The sequence below is a fragment of the Parabacteroides sp. CH2-D42-20 genome (assembly GCF_003670185.1).
In the GTDB taxonomy this organism is placed as follows: Bacteria; Bacteroidota; Bacteroidia; order Bacteroidales; family Tannerellaceae; genus Parabacteroides; species Parabacteroides distasonis.
Genome location: NZ_RAYG01000013.1, coordinates 105,138 through 122,291, shown reverse-complemented (window position 1 = coordinate 122,291; position 17,154 = coordinate 105,138). Strand labels below are relative to the sequence as shown.

The 17,154-nt window shown below is 47.1% G+C and carries 10 protein-coding genes; all 10 read right to left on the bottom strand.

Translation table 11 applies throughout. The features are described from left to right. Position 1 precedes the first annotated feature (1 nt). The 10 genes from D7V92_RS10175 to D7V92_RS10130 all read right to left on the bottom strand — a co-directional run bounded on the left by D7V92_RS10175 (position 2) and on the right by D7V92_RS10130 (position 17,134). Positions 2-2,077: a GDSL-type esterase/lipase family protein gene (locus D7V92_RS10175; protein WP_121772812.1), complete on the bottom strand. Its 2,076-nt coding sequence runs from the start codon at positions 2,075-2,077 to the stop codon at positions 2-4. 21 nt (positions 2,078-2,098) lie between these two features. Continuing rightward, a complete protein-coding gene (locus tag D7V92_RS10170; RefSeq protein ID WP_121772811.1) occupies positions 2,099-4,117 on the bottom strand; it encodes a family 20 glycosylhydrolase in 2,019 nt (672 codons plus the stop codon). A gap of 11 nt (positions 4,118-4,128) precedes the next feature. Further along, complete coding sequence (locus D7V92_RS10165; RefSeq protein ID WP_036613805.1) at positions 4,129-5,751, bottom strand: sialidase family protein; 1,623 nt, start codon at positions 5,749-5,751, stop codon at positions 4,129-4,131. 137 nt (positions 5,752-5,888) lie between these two features. Then, a complete protein-coding gene (gene nanU / locus D7V92_RS10160; protein ID WP_005860490.1) occupies positions 5,889-7,460 on the bottom strand; it encodes a SusD family outer membrane lipoprotein NanU in 1,572 nt (523 codons plus the stop codon). A 28-nt stretch (positions 7,461-7,488) separates the two neighbouring features. Continuing rightward, positions 7,489-10,764 (bottom strand): TonB-dependent receptor, encoded by a 3,276-nt coding sequence (locus D7V92_RS10155; protein WP_121772810.1) that lies wholly within the window; start codon positions 10,762-10,764, stop codon positions 7,489-7,491. A gap of 47 nt (positions 10,765-10,811) precedes the next feature. After that, positions 10,812-12,062 (bottom strand): MFS transporter, encoded by a 1,251-nt coding sequence (locus D7V92_RS10150; protein WP_005860494.1) that lies wholly within the window; start codon positions 12,060-12,062, stop codon positions 10,812-10,814. A 102-nt stretch (positions 12,063-12,164) separates the two neighbouring features. Further along, positions 12,165-13,367, bottom strand: a complete 1,203-nt coding sequence (locus D7V92_RS10145; protein ID WP_005860496.1) for an AGE family epimerase/isomerase — start codon at positions 13,365-13,367, stop codon at positions 12,165-12,167. A 3-nt stretch (positions 13,368-13,370) separates the two neighbouring features. Then, positions 13,371-14,288: a dihydrodipicolinate synthase family protein gene (locus tag D7V92_RS10140; protein ID WP_008773239.1), complete on the bottom strand. Its 918-nt coding sequence runs from the start codon at positions 14,286-14,288 to the stop codon at positions 13,371-13,373. Positions 14,289-14,429: 141 nt separating this feature from the next. Continuing rightward, positions 14,430-15,638 carry an ROK family transcriptional regulator gene (locus D7V92_RS10135; protein WP_005863842.1) on the bottom strand — a complete coding sequence of 403 codons (1,209 nt, stop codon included), beginning with the start codon at positions 15,636-15,638 and terminating at the stop codon, positions 14,430-14,432. A 200-nt stretch (positions 15,639-15,838) separates the two neighbouring features. Beyond that, a complete protein-coding gene (locus tag D7V92_RS10130; protein WP_121772809.1) occupies positions 15,839-17,134 on the bottom strand; it encodes an HlyD family secretion protein in 1,296 nt (431 codons plus the stop codon). Between the last annotated feature and the right edge of the window lie 20 nt (positions 17,135-17,154).

The window sequence follows — 17,154 nt, the reverse complement described above, 5'->3', positions numbered from 1 at the left end:
CTTATTCTTTTATTGCCCGGAACGTAGAGGCCGGCATGCCCGCCTCGTTTACAAGATTCGCTCTCGTGAAGGGTTGCCAGCCGTAGCGTACCAGCTTCGGGTGAGTCACTTGATCGTTCCACACCTTTACTTTCCCGTTCTCTACCACGGCTTGCGCCGGATAGTAAAGTCCTTCCTGCTCGGCGATCTCGAATGTACGGATGGGGTCCCCATCGGAAGTTCTCAAGCCCTTTGCGTAATCGAAAGTGATATAGGCGGCGTTATCGGTAAACGTTGCGTTGCGGAACAAAGGGCCGGATGGGATTACGTTATGTCCGTAAGTCTTGTTCAAGGCCCAATGTGCCAGTCGTTCGCCAATCTCTTTTTTTCGGGTAGGGTGAACGTTTAAAGAATCCCCGCGATCGCTACTAACGGCCATACCCGTATTCGATATGGTTTGCGCTAGGCGGCGTTGGCTGTCCCTGAACCAAGTCCAACTCGGGCGGTCTATGCTGGATAGTTGGACATAGTAGAAAGGCAGGTCTGCGTTCCAATTCTGGCGCCAGCTGTTCACCAATAACGGGAATAATCGTTCGTGTACTTCCATATTATGGGCGTTCGATTCTCCTTGGTACCAAATAATCCCTTTGATGGGATATCGATGAAGGGGTTGGATACCCGCCTCGAACAGATAACAAGGCTCATACGGATGGCGTTGGAGCGGGTTGGACGCTTGCTTGATGTTTAAGGCCGCCCGTTCACGTACCCAATCTTGGATAAAGTCGTTCTTCGTCCAATCCTGTAAGATATCCGGAAACTCGAATTCCAGTGTTTTCCGGTCGATCCATGCCTCCGTAGGCGAGCCGCCAACAGCGTTCAATATCAATCCTACGGGTACTTGTAAGCTATCGGCCAGCATACGCCCGAAGGCAAATCCTATGGCCGAGAAGCGTGCGGTATTCCGCGTGTCGCATACTTCCCATTGGGCGTCGTGGTAATATTGCAGGCGGTTCAATGAATCCAGTACGGAAGCGTCCCATTCCACGGCGTAGGTCTCCCAGCGGGGCTTTAGGTCGAATAAACGGATTTGCGAGTGTTGTTTCGCGTAATCCAATTGTTGCTGTTGTTCTTCCTTTACGCTCTCGTTTACCCGAAACGCCATGTTGGATTGTCCGGAGCATAGCCAGACTTCCCCGGCTACTACATCCCGATAGTTCAGCGTGCGGCTGGGGGTAGAAACCGTTAAGGTATAGGATTTCCCGCTTACCCGCAAGGGATCGAGCGTGACAGTCCATTTCCCGTTCGTACCGGCTACGGTCTCCTTCCTTTGTCCGGCGAGGGTAACGGTTACTTTCTCCCCTTGGTTGGCGATACCAGATATAGGAAGCGGTTGATCCCGTTGCAAGACCATCCGGTCCGAATAGATGGCAGGAAGCTGTAATCCTCCGTAATCGCCGGTTAGCGCACCATAAACGGTGCGGGCCAAGATACCGGCACCTTCAGCGTTGGGATGCAATGCGTCGGGCAATAGATCCGGACGGTCATATAATCCTTCCTGCAAATCGACCAAGGTCGCGCCGGCTATCCGGGCGATTTCTTCGATAAGCGCTTGCTCCATCCAGTACCAGTCTCTTGTACCGGATTTAAAACGAGGATGGCGGTGAGATATCGGAGTCATACGGCAAACCCATACCTTGCATTTCGGATTGGCTTTCCGGAAGGATTCGATCAAGGAAAGATAATCCCGAACGAAGTCGTCCCGGTAATTCGGCCATGCCCGAGGGTCCGTATCGTTCAATCCCAGATGGATGATCACGTAATCTCCGGCAAACCTCAGTGCCTTTTGATACGCCTCTTGTTGGGTATAAGGACGATATCCCTTGTTTAATAAAGTAGCCCCGCTATGCCCGAAGTTCTCCACTTCGTAGGCATCTCCAAGCATCTGTTGCAATTGGGCCGGGTAGCAGTTTGTTTCCCGGTTCTCGATTCCGTAGCCGTAGGTCACGCTATTACCTACGCAAGCCACCTTGATCTTTTGCGCTTGGCTCATAAATGCGAAAGCGAGGAAGATGGATAAGATTCCTATTATTTTTCTCATTTCATTCAACCGAATTAGACGTTATTTAAGTTGTTTATCCGGAGAGTAAACCAGTCCTTCCACCGCTTTCTCTCCATCGGGTGTGACGCAAACGAACGTAAACATCCATTTCACCAGACGGACCTCGGGGGTATTGAACGTACCGACCGGAAGCTTCATGAACACCTTGTTCCAGCCTTTTCCCAGATGGACCGGGGTTGGTTTACGGCTTACGCAGTTCTCGTTCCCCAGTGGGATCTCATTGGACTTCTCCCGGTGGGTAGCGGTCCATACGGGGGGCGTTATCTCTTGATCATTTACCCAGATACGGCTCTCTTTATAATCCCATTTCCCTTGTGAGGGAGGAAGATCCATCTCCGAGCGCCCGTAATTCTGGAATTCGATCCACGCCCCTACGTCTTGCGTCTTGGGCGAATAGATCCAAGTCCATGCGTAAGCGGTATGATTCGGCTGCGGGTCCTTATAGACACCGGGAACCAGCGGTCCCCAGACATGGCGCAGGTAGATTCCGGCACCGATGGCGTCATGCGTGCCGTAGCTTTTCCCTTCATAGGTATATTGTGTCTGAAGCGCCTTTTCCGGAGGGAAAGAGCGGGTCAGTTCCCCATCATTCGGGAAAGCGTCGGTGATACGCCATCTCACGTTGGTTTGCTTGACGTAGGCGAACGGGTATCCTTGGAAATGATGTTCTTTATGCCATAACATCCGCCGCTCAAAATCGACAAATGCCTTATGCTCCTCGTTATCGGGATCGATAGGCAGCATCGTTCCGTTCTTATCGAAATATTGATAGCCGCCGCCCAACCAAGAACGTTCGGCGATCGCTAATAGATTCGGATACAAATTATTCTCCCGGATCAATTTGTCCTCCGGCTGTACGACCCGGTCGTGCCATACGGCAAGGATCGTACCCGCCAAATCATGGCTTCCTTGCGGTTCATTGTAAATACGGCTGGTGTATAAGCCGATCAAGTCGGCGAACGTATCAAAATGGTTGATATAATGGAAACGGGAGTCGATTGCGGGAATGCCCGGTCGCGCTTTTCCCCGGTAACTCCACATTTGCTCCATGTCGATCTCACCCGGCTTGTACTTCCATCCCGGGTTCCAAGAGATCACTTGTTTCCCTTTCGCACGGATATAAGCGACCATCTCGGGTACGAACTTTGGATTGGTAAACTTTACCTCGTCCGTACCGATATGTAAGTAAGGAACCTCCTCGAATACCTCGCAAACCTCGTCCATCAATAGTTTCAAGATCGCCATACCCTCCTTGCTCTGCATATCATGACGGAAGGCCCGTATGAAAGCGGCGCTATGTCCCGGCATATCTACCTCCGGGATGAGTAGTACGTTATGTTCTTTACAAAAGCGAACCAGCTCCTTTGCCTCCTCGATCGTGTAATATTTTCCGGGCATACGGCTCATATTGCAGCTGTCGTTCAGCATCGGAAAGATCTTGCTCTCCAGACGCCAAGCTTGGTTCTCCGTGAGATGCCAATGAAATACGTTCATCTTGTAGCGGGAAAGTACCTCGATCTCCCGTTTCAGTTCTTCCATGGAGATATAGCTCCGCCCCACGTCTTGCATGAATCCTCGTATGCGGAAAGCGGGCCAGTCGGTGATCTCGCAGCCTTGGATGGAATATCGCTTCCCTTGCCGCTCGGTCAGTTGGCGCAAGGTTTGTATCGCCCAATAAGCTCCTTGCTCGGATACCGCCCGGATGGTTATCCCCCGGGAAGAGACGCTTAGTTGATAAGCCTCCTCGGAGTTGAGGGGGATTCCGTCCAATTTGTCAACCAAGGAAACCTCTATCTTGTATCGGCTGTCTGGTTGGACGCTTACCGGCAGCTCCTCCAAGAATTCCATTAGGATGGAACGGAGTTTCCCTTCGGAAGAAACCGCGATTTCCTTCGGATGGAACGAAGCGTTTGTCCGGACGTATTTTTGGGGCAAGGGCAATAAAACAGGATTCCGGGCCTGTAAAGACCCGGAAATGCCTATATATACAATAAGAATAAGATTCAGTATTGATCTCATAGATTGTTTCTCTAAGGAATAAGATCTGTTAGCTTAATGGCTTGGAAGGTCATATGTGCCACGCTTGACTCGTAGAAGATTCCAACCGTTTCCTTATCGATCATGGAGAGACAGGAATATCCCCAGCCCTCGGCCTCGTCTAATAAGACTTGATGCTCCGTAGGCCAAGTAAGTCCGCCGTCCAGACTCGCCTTGATCGTGATATGATTACGCCCTTTTGTCGTATTCGGGTTGGAGAAGAGTAAAAGGTCTTTGCCGGTGATGTTGTCTTTGGCGTTTACCTTGATCAAGCTGGCCATACAAACGGGTTCCTGCAAGGCACTGCGGCTGGAAGGATGCTCTGTCCATGTCTTGCCTAAATCTTTTGTCGTGGCTACGGCACGGCTACCGCCCCGGTTATCGCGCATATTTAGCATCAATACGCCCGGCTCTACCTCGGCAACTTGTGCCTCCGTGGTATTCGTGCGGGCTAAGTTATGCAGGTGCCATGTTTTCCCGCGGTCTTTGCTATACATAATGCCGGCGTTGGGCACACGGGTAGCGTCGATAAACTGGATCGGGAAGACCAAGGTACCGTCTTGCATCGTGATGCCTCGTCCCGGGCCTTGCAATAGGAAATACCAAGACGGGTCTTTTACTTGAGACGTGATGTTGATCGGTTCGCTCCACGTCTTACCATCGTCCTCACTTTTCACGAGCATAAGTTGGGCGGTCTCGTCCGGTGTCATTCCCGGCATGGAGTTCCACCAAGCCCGTTCGTTACCCATACCATGCGTCCATGCGGCTACTACCCAGATCGTATTGGTCTTTTCGTCTACCAAGATCGATGGGTCTCCCACGCCGTTTTGTCCGTGGGGCAGGCCATCCGTTTGTTTGAAAGTCATGGCTACTCGCATCGGTTCCCAAGTTTGTCCCTTATCGGTACTGCGGCTTACTCCGATATCGATTTTCTCTTGCAGGTCCACGCTGCTATTATAGCGAATATCGTAGACTCCGAGTAATGTTCCGTTATTCGTCGTCACTAATCCCGGGATGCGGAAGGCCGCCGATCCGTCATCCCCGGCTTGGCGTACGCCGATACCTACATGGCGTTCGTCCACCTTTCCTTTCCAAGTGATGTCGATCGGTTTGTTGTTGATCTGGGCGTTAGGTATCGTAGTCGCTACTTTTGCCAATAAGGAAGTCTCTGGCTTCATCTGGATACTTACCCAGAAATAATTGATGCCTTTAAGCATCGGTTGTTTAGAGGTTAGTTTTACCGTGCGCGACAAGGGGGTGGTAACCTCATCTTGCCGTACGGAATAAGATTCAAGAGCCTTACGGGTATTTCCCGGTATATGGCTGGATATGTACGTAACGGGACTGAAATGTTCCCCTTTGCGGGAAGGAGCTTCCACTCCGCTATAAAATAGACGTATCGCTTGGATGTCCGACAGGTTGACATTGTCTCCGATCTGTATCGTGATCTCGTTTAATACATCCCCTTTTTGGGCCGGTATCCGCATCTCGTAAAGTACATTGTCGATCCGGTCTATCAAGATGGGGATTTGTTGCTCTCGCACATAAAGACTGTCTGCCGCAAAAGCCGTTTGTACGATGAAAAGAAGGCAGAAATACAGGAAAGTTTTTTTCATGATGTTTTTTGTTTGTAGGTTGAAATTAATAGATATGTGAATTCCAAAGGTAGCGATATTCATTCATATGAACAAAGCCCCTTTGGAATTCGTGCCAAAAACCTAATTATATCCAATCGCCTTAAACCTATGTACGATTAGTATCCGGGAGTCTGTTTCAATGCGGGATTGTTTGTCAATGCCCCTTCATTGATCGGCCATAATAAACGTGATTCTTGTGCTGTGGTATATTTTAATACATAATCCTTACCGAAGCGTCTCAAGTCGTACCAACGTTTACCCTCAAAGAAGAACTCGCGAAGTCTCTCTTTAAGGATAGCTTCCATCACATTCTCGTCGCCCGCCTCAAACGGGTTATCGTTATAGAAACTTCCTTTGTCATTCGGATAAGCCACCTCGTTCTTATGTGCGTTAAAATATTCGGAACCGTAAGCACGCTCGCGAACGGCGTTGATCTCTGTAGAAGGATCTTCTCCGAGCAAGGCCTTAGCCTCGGCTAATAATAGCAAGGCATCCGCATAGCGATAGATAGGATAATCATCGTACCAACTTCTTTCGTTGCTACCTTCCAAGGTGGTTCCTTGGAACTTGTATTGGATTGGTGCGATATATTCCAAGGTTCCGTCTTCGTGCTTTTTGTAAACCGCCTTCAAGGTACCTTTCAAGCGGGTATCACCTTCGCGGAATGATTTTAGGTAATGATCTTTCTTTACTTGGTAGCGCATTAAGCCTTGTAGGTTGTATCCCGGTATTTCAAGGAATGGAGTTCCTGTCTCGTCACAGTAGCCTGCCATGTACTCACGTTGAGGTACCATATTGTTACGCCAGTTATAGTCTCTCCACATCATGAAATCATCCTCCTTACCACTATGGAGTGCGAAGATCATCTCGCTGTTCTCCTTATTGTTGAAAGAGAAAACGTCCGTGAATTTCTCTTGCAGCTTTAAGTTGCCGTTTTGTTGAAGATCTTGCAAGGCTGTCTTGGCTACGGTATAATCGCCCGTGCCGCCACCCATCTGGCGTCCGCTCCATAGATAAACCTCACCTTTCAGCATCAAGGTAGCGGGTTTAGACCAATAACACTTTCCTTGTTTATAAGAATAATCTCCGCCAAAAGCTTTTTCCGAGGCATCGATATCCTTCTTGATCAGATCCATCACCTCACTCGCTGGAGAAGCGGCCTTATCAAGGTGAGAGATATCCAATTCGCTACCTAAGGTTGGCTCCGTAGTAATGATAACGTCTCCCCAAGAGCGTAACAAATGGAAATAGATATAGGCGCGTAAACCGTAAGCCTGCCCTAAGTAATAGTTCTTTTCGGCCTCGCCTAATAAATCGGTCTCGTTCGTTCTACGGATCATCAAGTTGATTTGGTTCAGTGTCGTATAAAAATTAGCGAAGTTGCTGATACCTGTAAACTCTGCGTTGATCGTGTTGTATGAGAAACGCTCTACGCCTTGGGTAGCCTCGCCTCCGAATGGCTGATCTCCGTAGATGTCCGAGCGAGGTTCGCCCAATACGAATATGTTATAACTGGATTGTGAACGGAGCAATCCGTGTAAACCTATGTTGAATGCCTTAAACTGGTCCGGGGATTTCCAATAGTTTGCGTCGGAAATACTACTTACGGGTTCCATGTCCAAGGAGTCGCATCCGCTGAAATTCAGTAATGAGACTGCTGCCATCATGGCTATAATTATCTTTTTCATAAATGTCTGTCTTTTTTAATGGGTTTGACTAAAATGTTACGGATAAACCAAGAAGAACCGTTTTAGGAGTTGGGTATCTACCGTTATCAAGACCTTGACCATAGGTAGTATCTACCGCCGGTTCCGGAGATACACCGGTATATCCTGTGATGTAGAACAAGTTTTGTCCGGTTACATAAACAGATGCATTGCTCATCAAGGCTTTGTTAATCCATTTCTTCGGTAGGTTCCAAGTCAATGTGATTTCACGTAAAGCTAGATAATCACCCTTTTCGTAGAAGCGGGAGCTGTTGTTGTCAACTGCTGTTAAACCATTGTTGGAGCGAGTAATATTCTTCTTACTCAACTGATCGGCATAGTAGAACTTAGGTATATCCGTATCCTGGTTTGTCTCCGACCAACTGTCTTTCACCATATCGATGATGTTAAACGAACCTTGATATTGTCCAAGTGAACGTGCGGCTAAGTCGTTATACAGCGTATGCCCTAACGCATAATCAAAACGAGCGTATAAAGAGAAATCCTTATAGCCTAATGTCGTGGAGAAACCACCGGTTACTGTCGGGAAAAGATTACCTACTTTCACGCGGTCTAGATTGTTGATTACGCCATCATTGTTCAAGTCGGCCCAACAAACGTCACCCGGCTCGATCGGTTGCTTACCTGCCTTATCCTTTAAAGCTTCCCATGCGGCGGGGCCATACAATTCTCCAATTGCGTCGTAGCGGTTATTGGCATTCGCTTTCACGTCATCCCAATCCTTGAAGATATGATCTTGCTTGAAGGCAAATAAATCACCCAGCTTACCTCCTTCTTGTTTTCCGCCAACCCATACGACTTCACCCTTTTGCGGGTCGTATACTTGGTAACCTCCTTGGCGGTTATTTTCGTTCCCATTGGCCGGAAGCTTGACAATCTTGTTCGCTACCGTAGATAAGTTTGCTGATACATCCCAACTGAATCCGTTTACGTTGTTTAGGATATTCGCTTTTACTTCCATCTCGAAACCTTGGTTACGTAAAGTTCCCAAGTTGGTTTTGATGCTGTTGAAACCAGTGTAATTGGGTAAATCCAAATCTGTCAATAAATCGGAAGTCGTACGATTATAATAGTCTAGGATAAAGCTCAAGCGATTGTTGAAGAATCCTATATCCAAACCTACTTCGAAAGATTTACTTTGCTCCCAACGTAATCCACCGTTTACCAATTTGTCATTATAGAAACCTACAGAGCCATCATAGTTTGTTATGATCGATCCGTTCGCGTCTTTCTGCCCATAGCTGCCATATACGTCGTAGTATCCTAATCCGTTTACGTTACCGTTCACGCCGTAGCTGATACGAGGCTTCAGGTTAGAGATCACATCTACCAACTTCGATTCCTTAAAGAACTCCTCTTCCATGATATTCCAACCAGCGGAGATACCCGGGAAGAAGCCCCAACGGTTATCGCTTAACTTGGAGATTCCGTCATAACGAGCTACGACCGATAACAGGTATTTGTAATTGTAGTTATAGTTTACACGGGCAAAGCCAGAAAGGATACGATAGCCTTCCTTGTAGCTATAGGTATAGGTACGATTACTACCAGCGTTCAAAGTAGGGATGTCATCCGACGGAGAATTTTCGGTCCTTGCGTTCAGCGTATATTGATGCCAATTGAAATACTCGCCACCAAGTATTGCCTCCAGATTGTGTTTTTCTTTGAATGTGTCTGTGTACGTCAAAGTAACACTATGTTGCTGTTGGTTCTGCTTTATATATTTGGCCTCAGCCTTACGGGTAAGATTCGGGCTAGTGGCGTTTTGTTGTTGGTAAGATTTCTCGAACTTATCTGTTTGATCGTCTACGTGGTATAGGGCGCTATTCTCTTTCAAGATTAATTTCTTCGGGATGATCTCTAGATCAAAACCGATATTATAGGTAGAGCGGCGGGTTCCATTCGTATTCGTTAATTTATCTTTGTAGTAAAGAGGGTTTCCATCACCCGTGCCGAAGCCTGAAGCGGGAGATCCGTCTTCCATGTATGGGTTCCATGTAGGGCGTTGGCTCATTGTGCGATAGAAGAACTCATATGATCCGATCCAAAGACCCGGCTGGCGAGACCATGTATAAGTCGTTCCAGCGTTGACTGTCAAGATCGGAAATATCTTATAGGATCCATTGAATGTCCCGGAGAAACGCTCGTAGCTGGTTCCCTTAATGAGACCGTCTTCTTTGTAGTAACCTAAGCTGGCTGCGAATGTACCTTTGTCGTTACCTCCTGTGATATTGATATAATGATCTTGCGTGAAAGAAGGGTCTTGGAAGGCTGCGTCTTTCATTTGCCCTGAGTAATCCTTGAATAAGATTTGTTTATTCGGATCGGTTGGGTCTTGCATTTGTTGCCAACCTTCTGCCAAGAGGCCTTTGGTACTGTCATCCAAATAACGGATATCAAATAGGTCATTCCCGATACCGTATCCCATTTGGTTATCCATGCCTGAACGTCCAGTTCTTTGGTATCCTAAGCGATTGTAGTAAATATAATCGTGAGCGTTTAAGTAATCATAACCTGTGCGAGCAAAGTTGGCACCTCCCTTGAACTTGTAAGAGACGGAAGCGGATCCTTCTTTACCACGTTTCGTGGTAACCAAGATTACGCCACCATTGGCACGGGCACCGTAGATAGCGGTTGAGGCTGCGTCTTTCAATACTTGGATAGACTCGATGTCGGAGGGGTTGATGTCGGCCAATGAGTTGCGCACGATACCATCTACAACGACCAATGCGCCATTATCCTTACCTGTTATGGTAGCTCCGCCACGAAGTACGATATTTGGGTTTGCTCCCGGCTGACCGGTCGTGTTTACGACGCGCAAACCAGATACGGTTCCTTGCAAGGATTGTCCGGCGTTAGACATCGCTGCATTTTCCAGTACGGCGTTATCCAATTTAGAGATAGAGGTTGTCAAGGTCGCTCTCTTTTGTGAGCCACCGTAACCGGTTACCACTACTTCGTCTAGCTGTTCGGCGTTTTCTTGTAGGATCACGTCTACTTTGGCCTTTCCGGCTACTGGAACTTCTTGTGTCTTGTACCCAATGAAAGAAAATACTAATGTGGCGTTCTTGTTGGATACGGTGAGAGTGTAATTACCGTCGAAATCGGTAATCGTTCCATTTGTCGTGCCTTTTTCAACGATAGACGCACCGGGGACACCCATGTTGTAGGTATCCAGCACTGTTCCGGAGACTGTCTGCTCTTGTCCGTACATAAATGCCGGAAGTAGGAGCGCGAGCATTAAGAGCAGTAGATTCTTCTTCATAATGAATTACTTTTTTGTTGTTTATTTAGTTTATTGGATGAGATTAATTAGCATTCGTCGGTCATATTAGCGACTTTCGGACGTAAGAAGATCACTTGGATTAAAAGTGCGATGAGTACCAATCCGGCTAGCATGGCGAAGTCATGGCCAAGATTACCAGCGTCGGTAGATTTTCCTAGTATATCCGTGATGGCGGCTCCGGCAAATACACCGGTCATATTCATAATTCCATAGGCTGTAGCCCGATAACGGGGGGAGATGAATTGGCAAAGGATAGGCATATTATTGGCGTCGAATATACCATAACCGATACCGAAGCAAAGACCACCGCCGATAATCATCGGGAAGTTGTGCCCAAATCCTAGTAATAGGAGAGAGGGTATCGTTAATGCCAAACCAATGGCGCCTGTGTATACACGTCCCCGGACATTCCGCTGGATCCATTTATCGGATAAAATACCTCCGGCGATTACCCCTATAAAGGAAGAGATAGCGATCGTGAATGTAGATAACGGACCGGCCTCGGACATATCCAACGAGAGATTTTCAGCGAATAGGGTAGGGAGCCAGTTCTTTGTCGCCCAACCCGGTAAGCTCGGCGTGGCGAAATAAAGAAGAATGATCCAAAAAGCGATGTTCGTGAATAACATCCCTAATCCTTTAAACGCACCGGAAATCGGATTCTCTTTCGGATAATTTTCCAGTTTTACGGCTTGTTCCACATGATCTTTCTTATCGTGTAAGAAGATGATCAAGACCACGCTATAAGCGATGCCGATGATACCAAACCAATGGAAAGTCGTTTCCCACGTATAAGCGCTGGCCACCGTAGCTCCGAATCCCCCCAAGGCTTGGCCTACGTATAGACCTGTCATATGGATACCTACGGCTAATGACCGTGTTTTCTCTTGGTGATAATCTGTGATAAGCGATAATCCGGCAGGAATATACAGGGCCTCACTGACCCCCATCAAGGCACGTAGGTAATAGATCTGATTGAAATCCGTGCAATACCCCATCATCAAAGTCACGAAGGACCAGACAAATAAGCTACCCACGATTAGCCACTTCCTGTTTACCCTGTCTGCCACCATACCGGCTACAGGGCTCATGAATCCGTAGATCCAGAGGAAGACCGCCATCAAACGTCCGAAGTTCGCCGCAGACTCTAGTTCCACGATATCCACCATCATAGCTGATTTCATGGTTGATAGCATCTGGCGATCCATATAGTTCAGTAAGGCGACAACCCATAGTAAACCGACTACGATCCAAGGATATAATTTCTTATTTTTCATTTGATTGAGGAAAATAAAAAGGAAAACAAAGCCTTAGAACATCAGGAGCCACGGTTGTGACCCCTGATGTCAATTGACCAATTTTCAGTATTTTAGATAAAGTTATTTAGAAAGAATTTCGTCGCAGAGTAAACTACATTTGAGAAGCATTCTAGGAATGTGGAACGGACCTTTGAATAGATTGCCTTTGGCAGATTGAGAGAGACTACCATCGAAGTGTAGGTAGCCATACCATTCCCCATATTCTTTGTCGGGGAGATGATTAAATGTGTAATCGTTTATTAGTTTGTGCATTTCGAGATATTTGGCGTCGCCAGTCGCTTGGTAGGCGTAAAGCGTAGCGATAACCGCCTCGCATTGTGGCCACCAGAACTTCATGTCGTGCCAATACTCTTGGGGAGGGAAGTTTTTGCAATCCTTGAAATAGTTGATTCCGCCGTACGTCTTATCCCAGCCCCAGTCCCAAGACCAGTTGAGGATTTGTAAGCCCATCTCTTTTAGTTGGGGGTCCCATCCTCGGTATTTGGCCTCTTCCAAGATAAACCATGCGGTCTCGATGGAGTGGCCGGGATTGATGGTACGCCCGGCGATAGAGTCGATAAACTCACCGTTGGGTCCTACTGTCTCCAAGATAGCCTTGAATTCGGGATGCATGAAATCACGGCGTAGCTCGGCTATGGAATCATCGATTTGTTGTGTAAGTATGGGATCGTTTATAGCCTCACGGATGCGTGCCGCCGTATCGATCAGTATCATGCAGAAAGAATGGCCTTTCGCCACGAGACCTTCACGAAATTTAGGCTCCAATAATCCCGGGGTATTCTTATAGTGTAATACTTGCTTGAATAAGTTCACGGCCTTCTCGGCATAGCCTTTGTCGCCTGATGCCAATGCATAGTGGGCCATAGCGATCGCCGCAAAAGTCTCGGAGAATACGTAACGGCGTTTACGTACAGGGATGCCTGTCGCTGTCACCTCGAAGAACATACGTCCGTCCGTATCAAAACAATGTTTCTCGATGAAATCGATACCGTTTTTACAGGCTCTCAGCCATTCTTCGTTCTTCTCAATGTGATTATAGGCATATGCCAAGATAAAGGCGAATCGTCCTTGGAACCAAACGGATTTAGTGGAGTCCATCAGAGTACCATCCCGGTCTACGCAAGTAAAGTAACCGCCGTTCTCTTTGTCCAGTCCGTATTTCATCCAAAAAGGAAGAATATTGGAAAGAAGCTCATTCCGATAGGTCTTGCCCCAATAAGCTAGATATTCCGATGGATTAGATAAATTGTCAAACGCTGCCATACCTTAGAATTTATTACATCTTTCAAAGAAATTGATAGCCTCTAATTCCGCTTTCATCGCGGCCTCTTCTTCGTCCGTCATATTCCGGAACGGGGTACGGTTCTTGCCGAGATCTAATCCGATCAATTTCATGATGCGTTTTCCTCCGACGATATTACCACGGTAATTGCAGATAACGTTAATAACCTCCTGAGAGAAGTTTTGTCTCTCGCGAGCTGTCTCTAAGTCACCGGCTGCCCAAGCCTCTAGGATACCGGTTAATTCTTTTCCGTTATAGTTTGTGGTACCACCGATACCTCCTTGCGCTCCACCCATCGCAAGGCAAGGAAGAATCGTTTCATCCTGTCCGTGCAACATGTCGAATTTACCATCCTTGTATAAACGACATTGATTGTATTCGTATAAGCTCTCGTATGTATATTTGATACCGGCGAAATTAGGGATACGCCCGTCTACTGCTTTTAAAAAATCCAGCATAGGGAGGAAAGCGTTGTTAAACGCAGGGATATGATAGTAGTAAAACGGTAAGGCAGGAGCGCCGCAAGCGATCTCCTCGCAGTACTTTACCAATTCCTCAATTCGACCGATACGAGGGAAAGGAGTAGCCATAGCGCCAATACCCCAAGCGCCGATCTTTTGAGCATGTTCCGCCAAATTACGACTAGACTTAACGCATGTGCTACCTACGTGCACAATTACCTTAAAGCCTTCCGGAGCTGCTTCCATCCATTTCTCGGCCAATTTCATGCGTTCTTCCTCTGTCAGCATATAACCTTCTCCGGAAGAACCATTGATGAACACGCCTTTCAGTCCGTTTTTCACAAGAAGTTTCGCATAAGCTTCAATTGGCTCGTAATTAACTTCCCCGTTCTCATGGAACGGAGTGAAGGGAGCATCGATCAGTCCTTTAATTTTATCCATACCTGCGTTATTTTTATGAGTTTTAACCTCTAATTTTAATTATGATGCAAATATAAATAAAATAATTTAATAATATAGTAGTGTTTTATCGAGAAAATGAAATAATTATTTATTTTTTATTTAATTCCTTTGAAATACATATTAAATCATACCTAGAATTTTAGATCGAGATAGCAGGCAGGCTCCTAATATACCCGCTCTTTCACCTAATTTGGATACTTTGATCTGAGTATCACGGGTTACCAAGTTCAAAGAGTACTTCCTGACGGCACTTTTAATAGGTAGGCTTAAATATTCTCCCGTCTGCGACAAGGGGCCGCCCAGTACGACCAGTTCCGGATTGAAAATGTTCATCAATCCGGCTATTCCTTTACCTAGATTAAAACCGATCTCCTCCAGTATCTCAATAGATAGCATATCCTCTTTCTGAATAGCGTCGATCAAGTCAGAGAGCCCGATGTATTCCCCGGCATCGATTTTACTGGCCAATATGGTGTTGCTACCCTCTTTATACCGCTCAAGGAGGGTACGGTATAGGGCAGAACCGGAAGCTCCAGTCTCGAGGCATCCTTTTTTACCGCAATGGCAAAGAATCTCATTCTCGAAGAAGCTGAAGTGCCCAAATTCTCCGGAGAAGCCTGATTTCCCGAAATAAACCTTGCCGTCTATGATGATACCGATACCTAATCCCCAAGATATATTGATGAATAGGATATTTTTTTCTCCTTTTACGACTCCTTGAAGATATTCGCCGTAAGCCATGGAACGGGTGTCATTCTCTATATAGATCTTTATATGTAGTTTTTCCTCAAGGATTTGAGACAAGGGCTTCTCCTCAAAGTAAAAAATGCTATAGCTATATCCGGCGAAAGGATTTACCCGTCCGGATATATTAATGCCAATGCTTAATATCTTTTCCCTTGGGATCGGCAACGAGTTTATAAATTCATTGATACATTCGCAAAGATGGTCTAAAGCGGCTGGTGTGTTTTCGAGTGTATAAGGGATATTCTGCTCAATGCGGATCTTATCTCCTTTAAAATCTAATATGGCTAGATTCAGTTGATCTTTCAGTATATCTACGCCCACAAAATAGCCGGATACGGGATTGAGCCCGTAAATACTAGGTTTACGCCCTCCGCTAGTCTCTTGTTTTCCAAAGTCGAGTATATAACCGTCCTCTTGTAATTCGCTAATTAGCTTAGTGACGGTGGGGATACTGAGATTCATTTCTTTACATACCTCCGCTATAGTAGCGTCTCCATTGGCCATATAATAATGTATGATCTTCTTTTTCAGAAGGCCACTGCGAGTATTGTCATCGGACGAGAGCAAGAACTTAGTTGTCATGGTTATACCTTTATTGAGTGATTAGGGCAAAGGTACAATAAGTTTTTTCAAAAACTAAGCGTAATAAAATAAAATTTTTTCATAAGGAGCTATCTTAATTGTAAGAATTTGTAATAGAAGTTGAATGACATAGTCTGCGGCGAACTCTGTCACTCGTGACATCTGTGATAAACGCATAGGAAAGAAAGGATAATATTACACTAAAATCCTTCTTTCACGATCCGTTTGATCGGGAGGAAGAATCGTTCGATCAGGCGTAATTCTTCCGTTACGATCTCCGCGGAGGCTTGCGTCTCGGGCGAGACGGGCAGGTCGATACCGTAATTGGTTCTCAGACCCTTTGGAAAATCGATATCCGCCGTATAGTACTCGTCGGTGGGGACCAATGAGATATTCGATACCACGCCGTTTACCACGCCAAACTCCTGATCCGGGAAATTGGAGAAACGGACGATCGCCCGCTGGCCTCTCCGGACTTTTCCCGAGCGTGCTATCGGTATGCGCACCTTCCCCACCAGCCGGCTCTCGCCTTGCGGCACGACGGTGAAAGCCACCTCTCCGGATGGGATATACTGGTTCTCGTTCCAGTACTTGGTGAAAGTCACGACACCCCCTACCGGGGCGATGAGGCAATAACGCAACCTCCACTCGTTCATGCTATTCAGCAATTGTTCCCGGGCGGTCTGTAATTCCTGCCGTAGCGTAAATTCTTTCTCGCTCCGCTCCAGCGTCAGATCCAGCAAGGATTGCTCTTGCTCCCCGATCTGTATCCGGAGATTCTCGGCCGAGGCTGCCGCCCCTTCCAGCGAATAACGGCTTTGCAGCAAAGAAGCCCGTGCGGTCTCATGCTCGTAGGAGGAAATCACGGACCGGCTATACAATAATGAATCCCGGGTGTATTGCCGCCTTGTCAAGGCGAATTGCTCCGAGAGGGTCTTCCGCTGCCGTTCGGTCTCGTTGTAGTAAGCCTTATACAACGCTATCTGTTTGCGGATGGAGGCCATTTTTTGTGGATAATAATCGATCTCCCTGTAATTGATGCAGGCATGGAGCGCCGAGAGTAGTCCCGAGTAAGCCGCTTGCATATCACCCAGCGATAGCTCCTTGTACTTTGATAATGCCTTGTCCAAGCTATCCACGTCGCTTCCGGATCGTTCCAACACCTTATCCAGATAGATGGCATCGTCCGTGTCGGCGTGATTCTCTATGACCGCCAGCCAATCCCCCTCCCTTACCGGACGATTATCCCTGACGAGCAGCTCCTGTATCTTTCCCGCTGCCCGTGTCACTACCGCCGTCGCGGGATGTTGCCCCGTCAATGTCATGTCTGCCGTGATCACGTCAGGATACTTAAAGAAACAGCTCCCCACCAGCAACGTCACGACCACGAGGAATAACAGCGTTATCCCCCACCGTACGATCCAGGCCGGCACTTGCCCCATCACCTCCTGTACCTCCTCGCTCCTCAGTTCTATGTCCTTATTTCTCTTCTCCAACTAATTTTCAACTTTCAATT

Bases quoted from the DNA above. Each gene is read 5' to 3' on its own strand.
- D7V92_RS10175 (WP_121772812.1), bottom strand. From the start codon at position 2,077: ATGAGAAAAATAATAGGAATCTTATCCATCTTCCTCGCTTTCGCATTT.
- D7V92_RS10170 (WP_121772811.1), bottom strand. From the start codon at position 4,117: ATGAGATCAATACTGAATCTTATTCTTATTGTATATATAGGCATTTCC.
- D7V92_RS10165 (WP_036613805.1), bottom strand. From the start codon at position 5,751: ATGAAAAAAACTTTCCTGTATTTCTGCCTTCTTTTCATCGTACAAACG.
- nanU (WP_005860490.1), bottom strand. From the start codon at position 7,460: ATGAAAAAGATAATTATAGCCATGATGGCAGCAGTCTCATTACTGAAT.
- D7V92_RS10155 (WP_121772810.1), bottom strand. From the start codon at position 10,764: ATGAAGAAGAATCTACTGCTCTTAATGCTCGCGCTCCTACTTCCGGCA.
- D7V92_RS10150 (WP_005860494.1), bottom strand. From the start codon at position 12,062: ATGAAAAATAAGAAATTATATCCTTGGATCGTAGTCGGTTTACTATGG.
- D7V92_RS10145 (WP_005860496.1), bottom strand. From the start codon at position 13,367: ATGGCAGCGTTTGACAATTTATCTAATCCATCGGAATATCTAGCTTAT.
- D7V92_RS10140 (WP_008773239.1), bottom strand. From the start codon at position 14,288: ATGGATAAAATTAAAGGACTGATCGATGCTCCCTTCACTCCGTTCCAT.
- D7V92_RS10135 (WP_005863842.1), bottom strand. From the start codon at position 15,638: ATGACAACTAAGTTCTTGCTCTCGTCCGATGACAATACTCGCAGTGGC.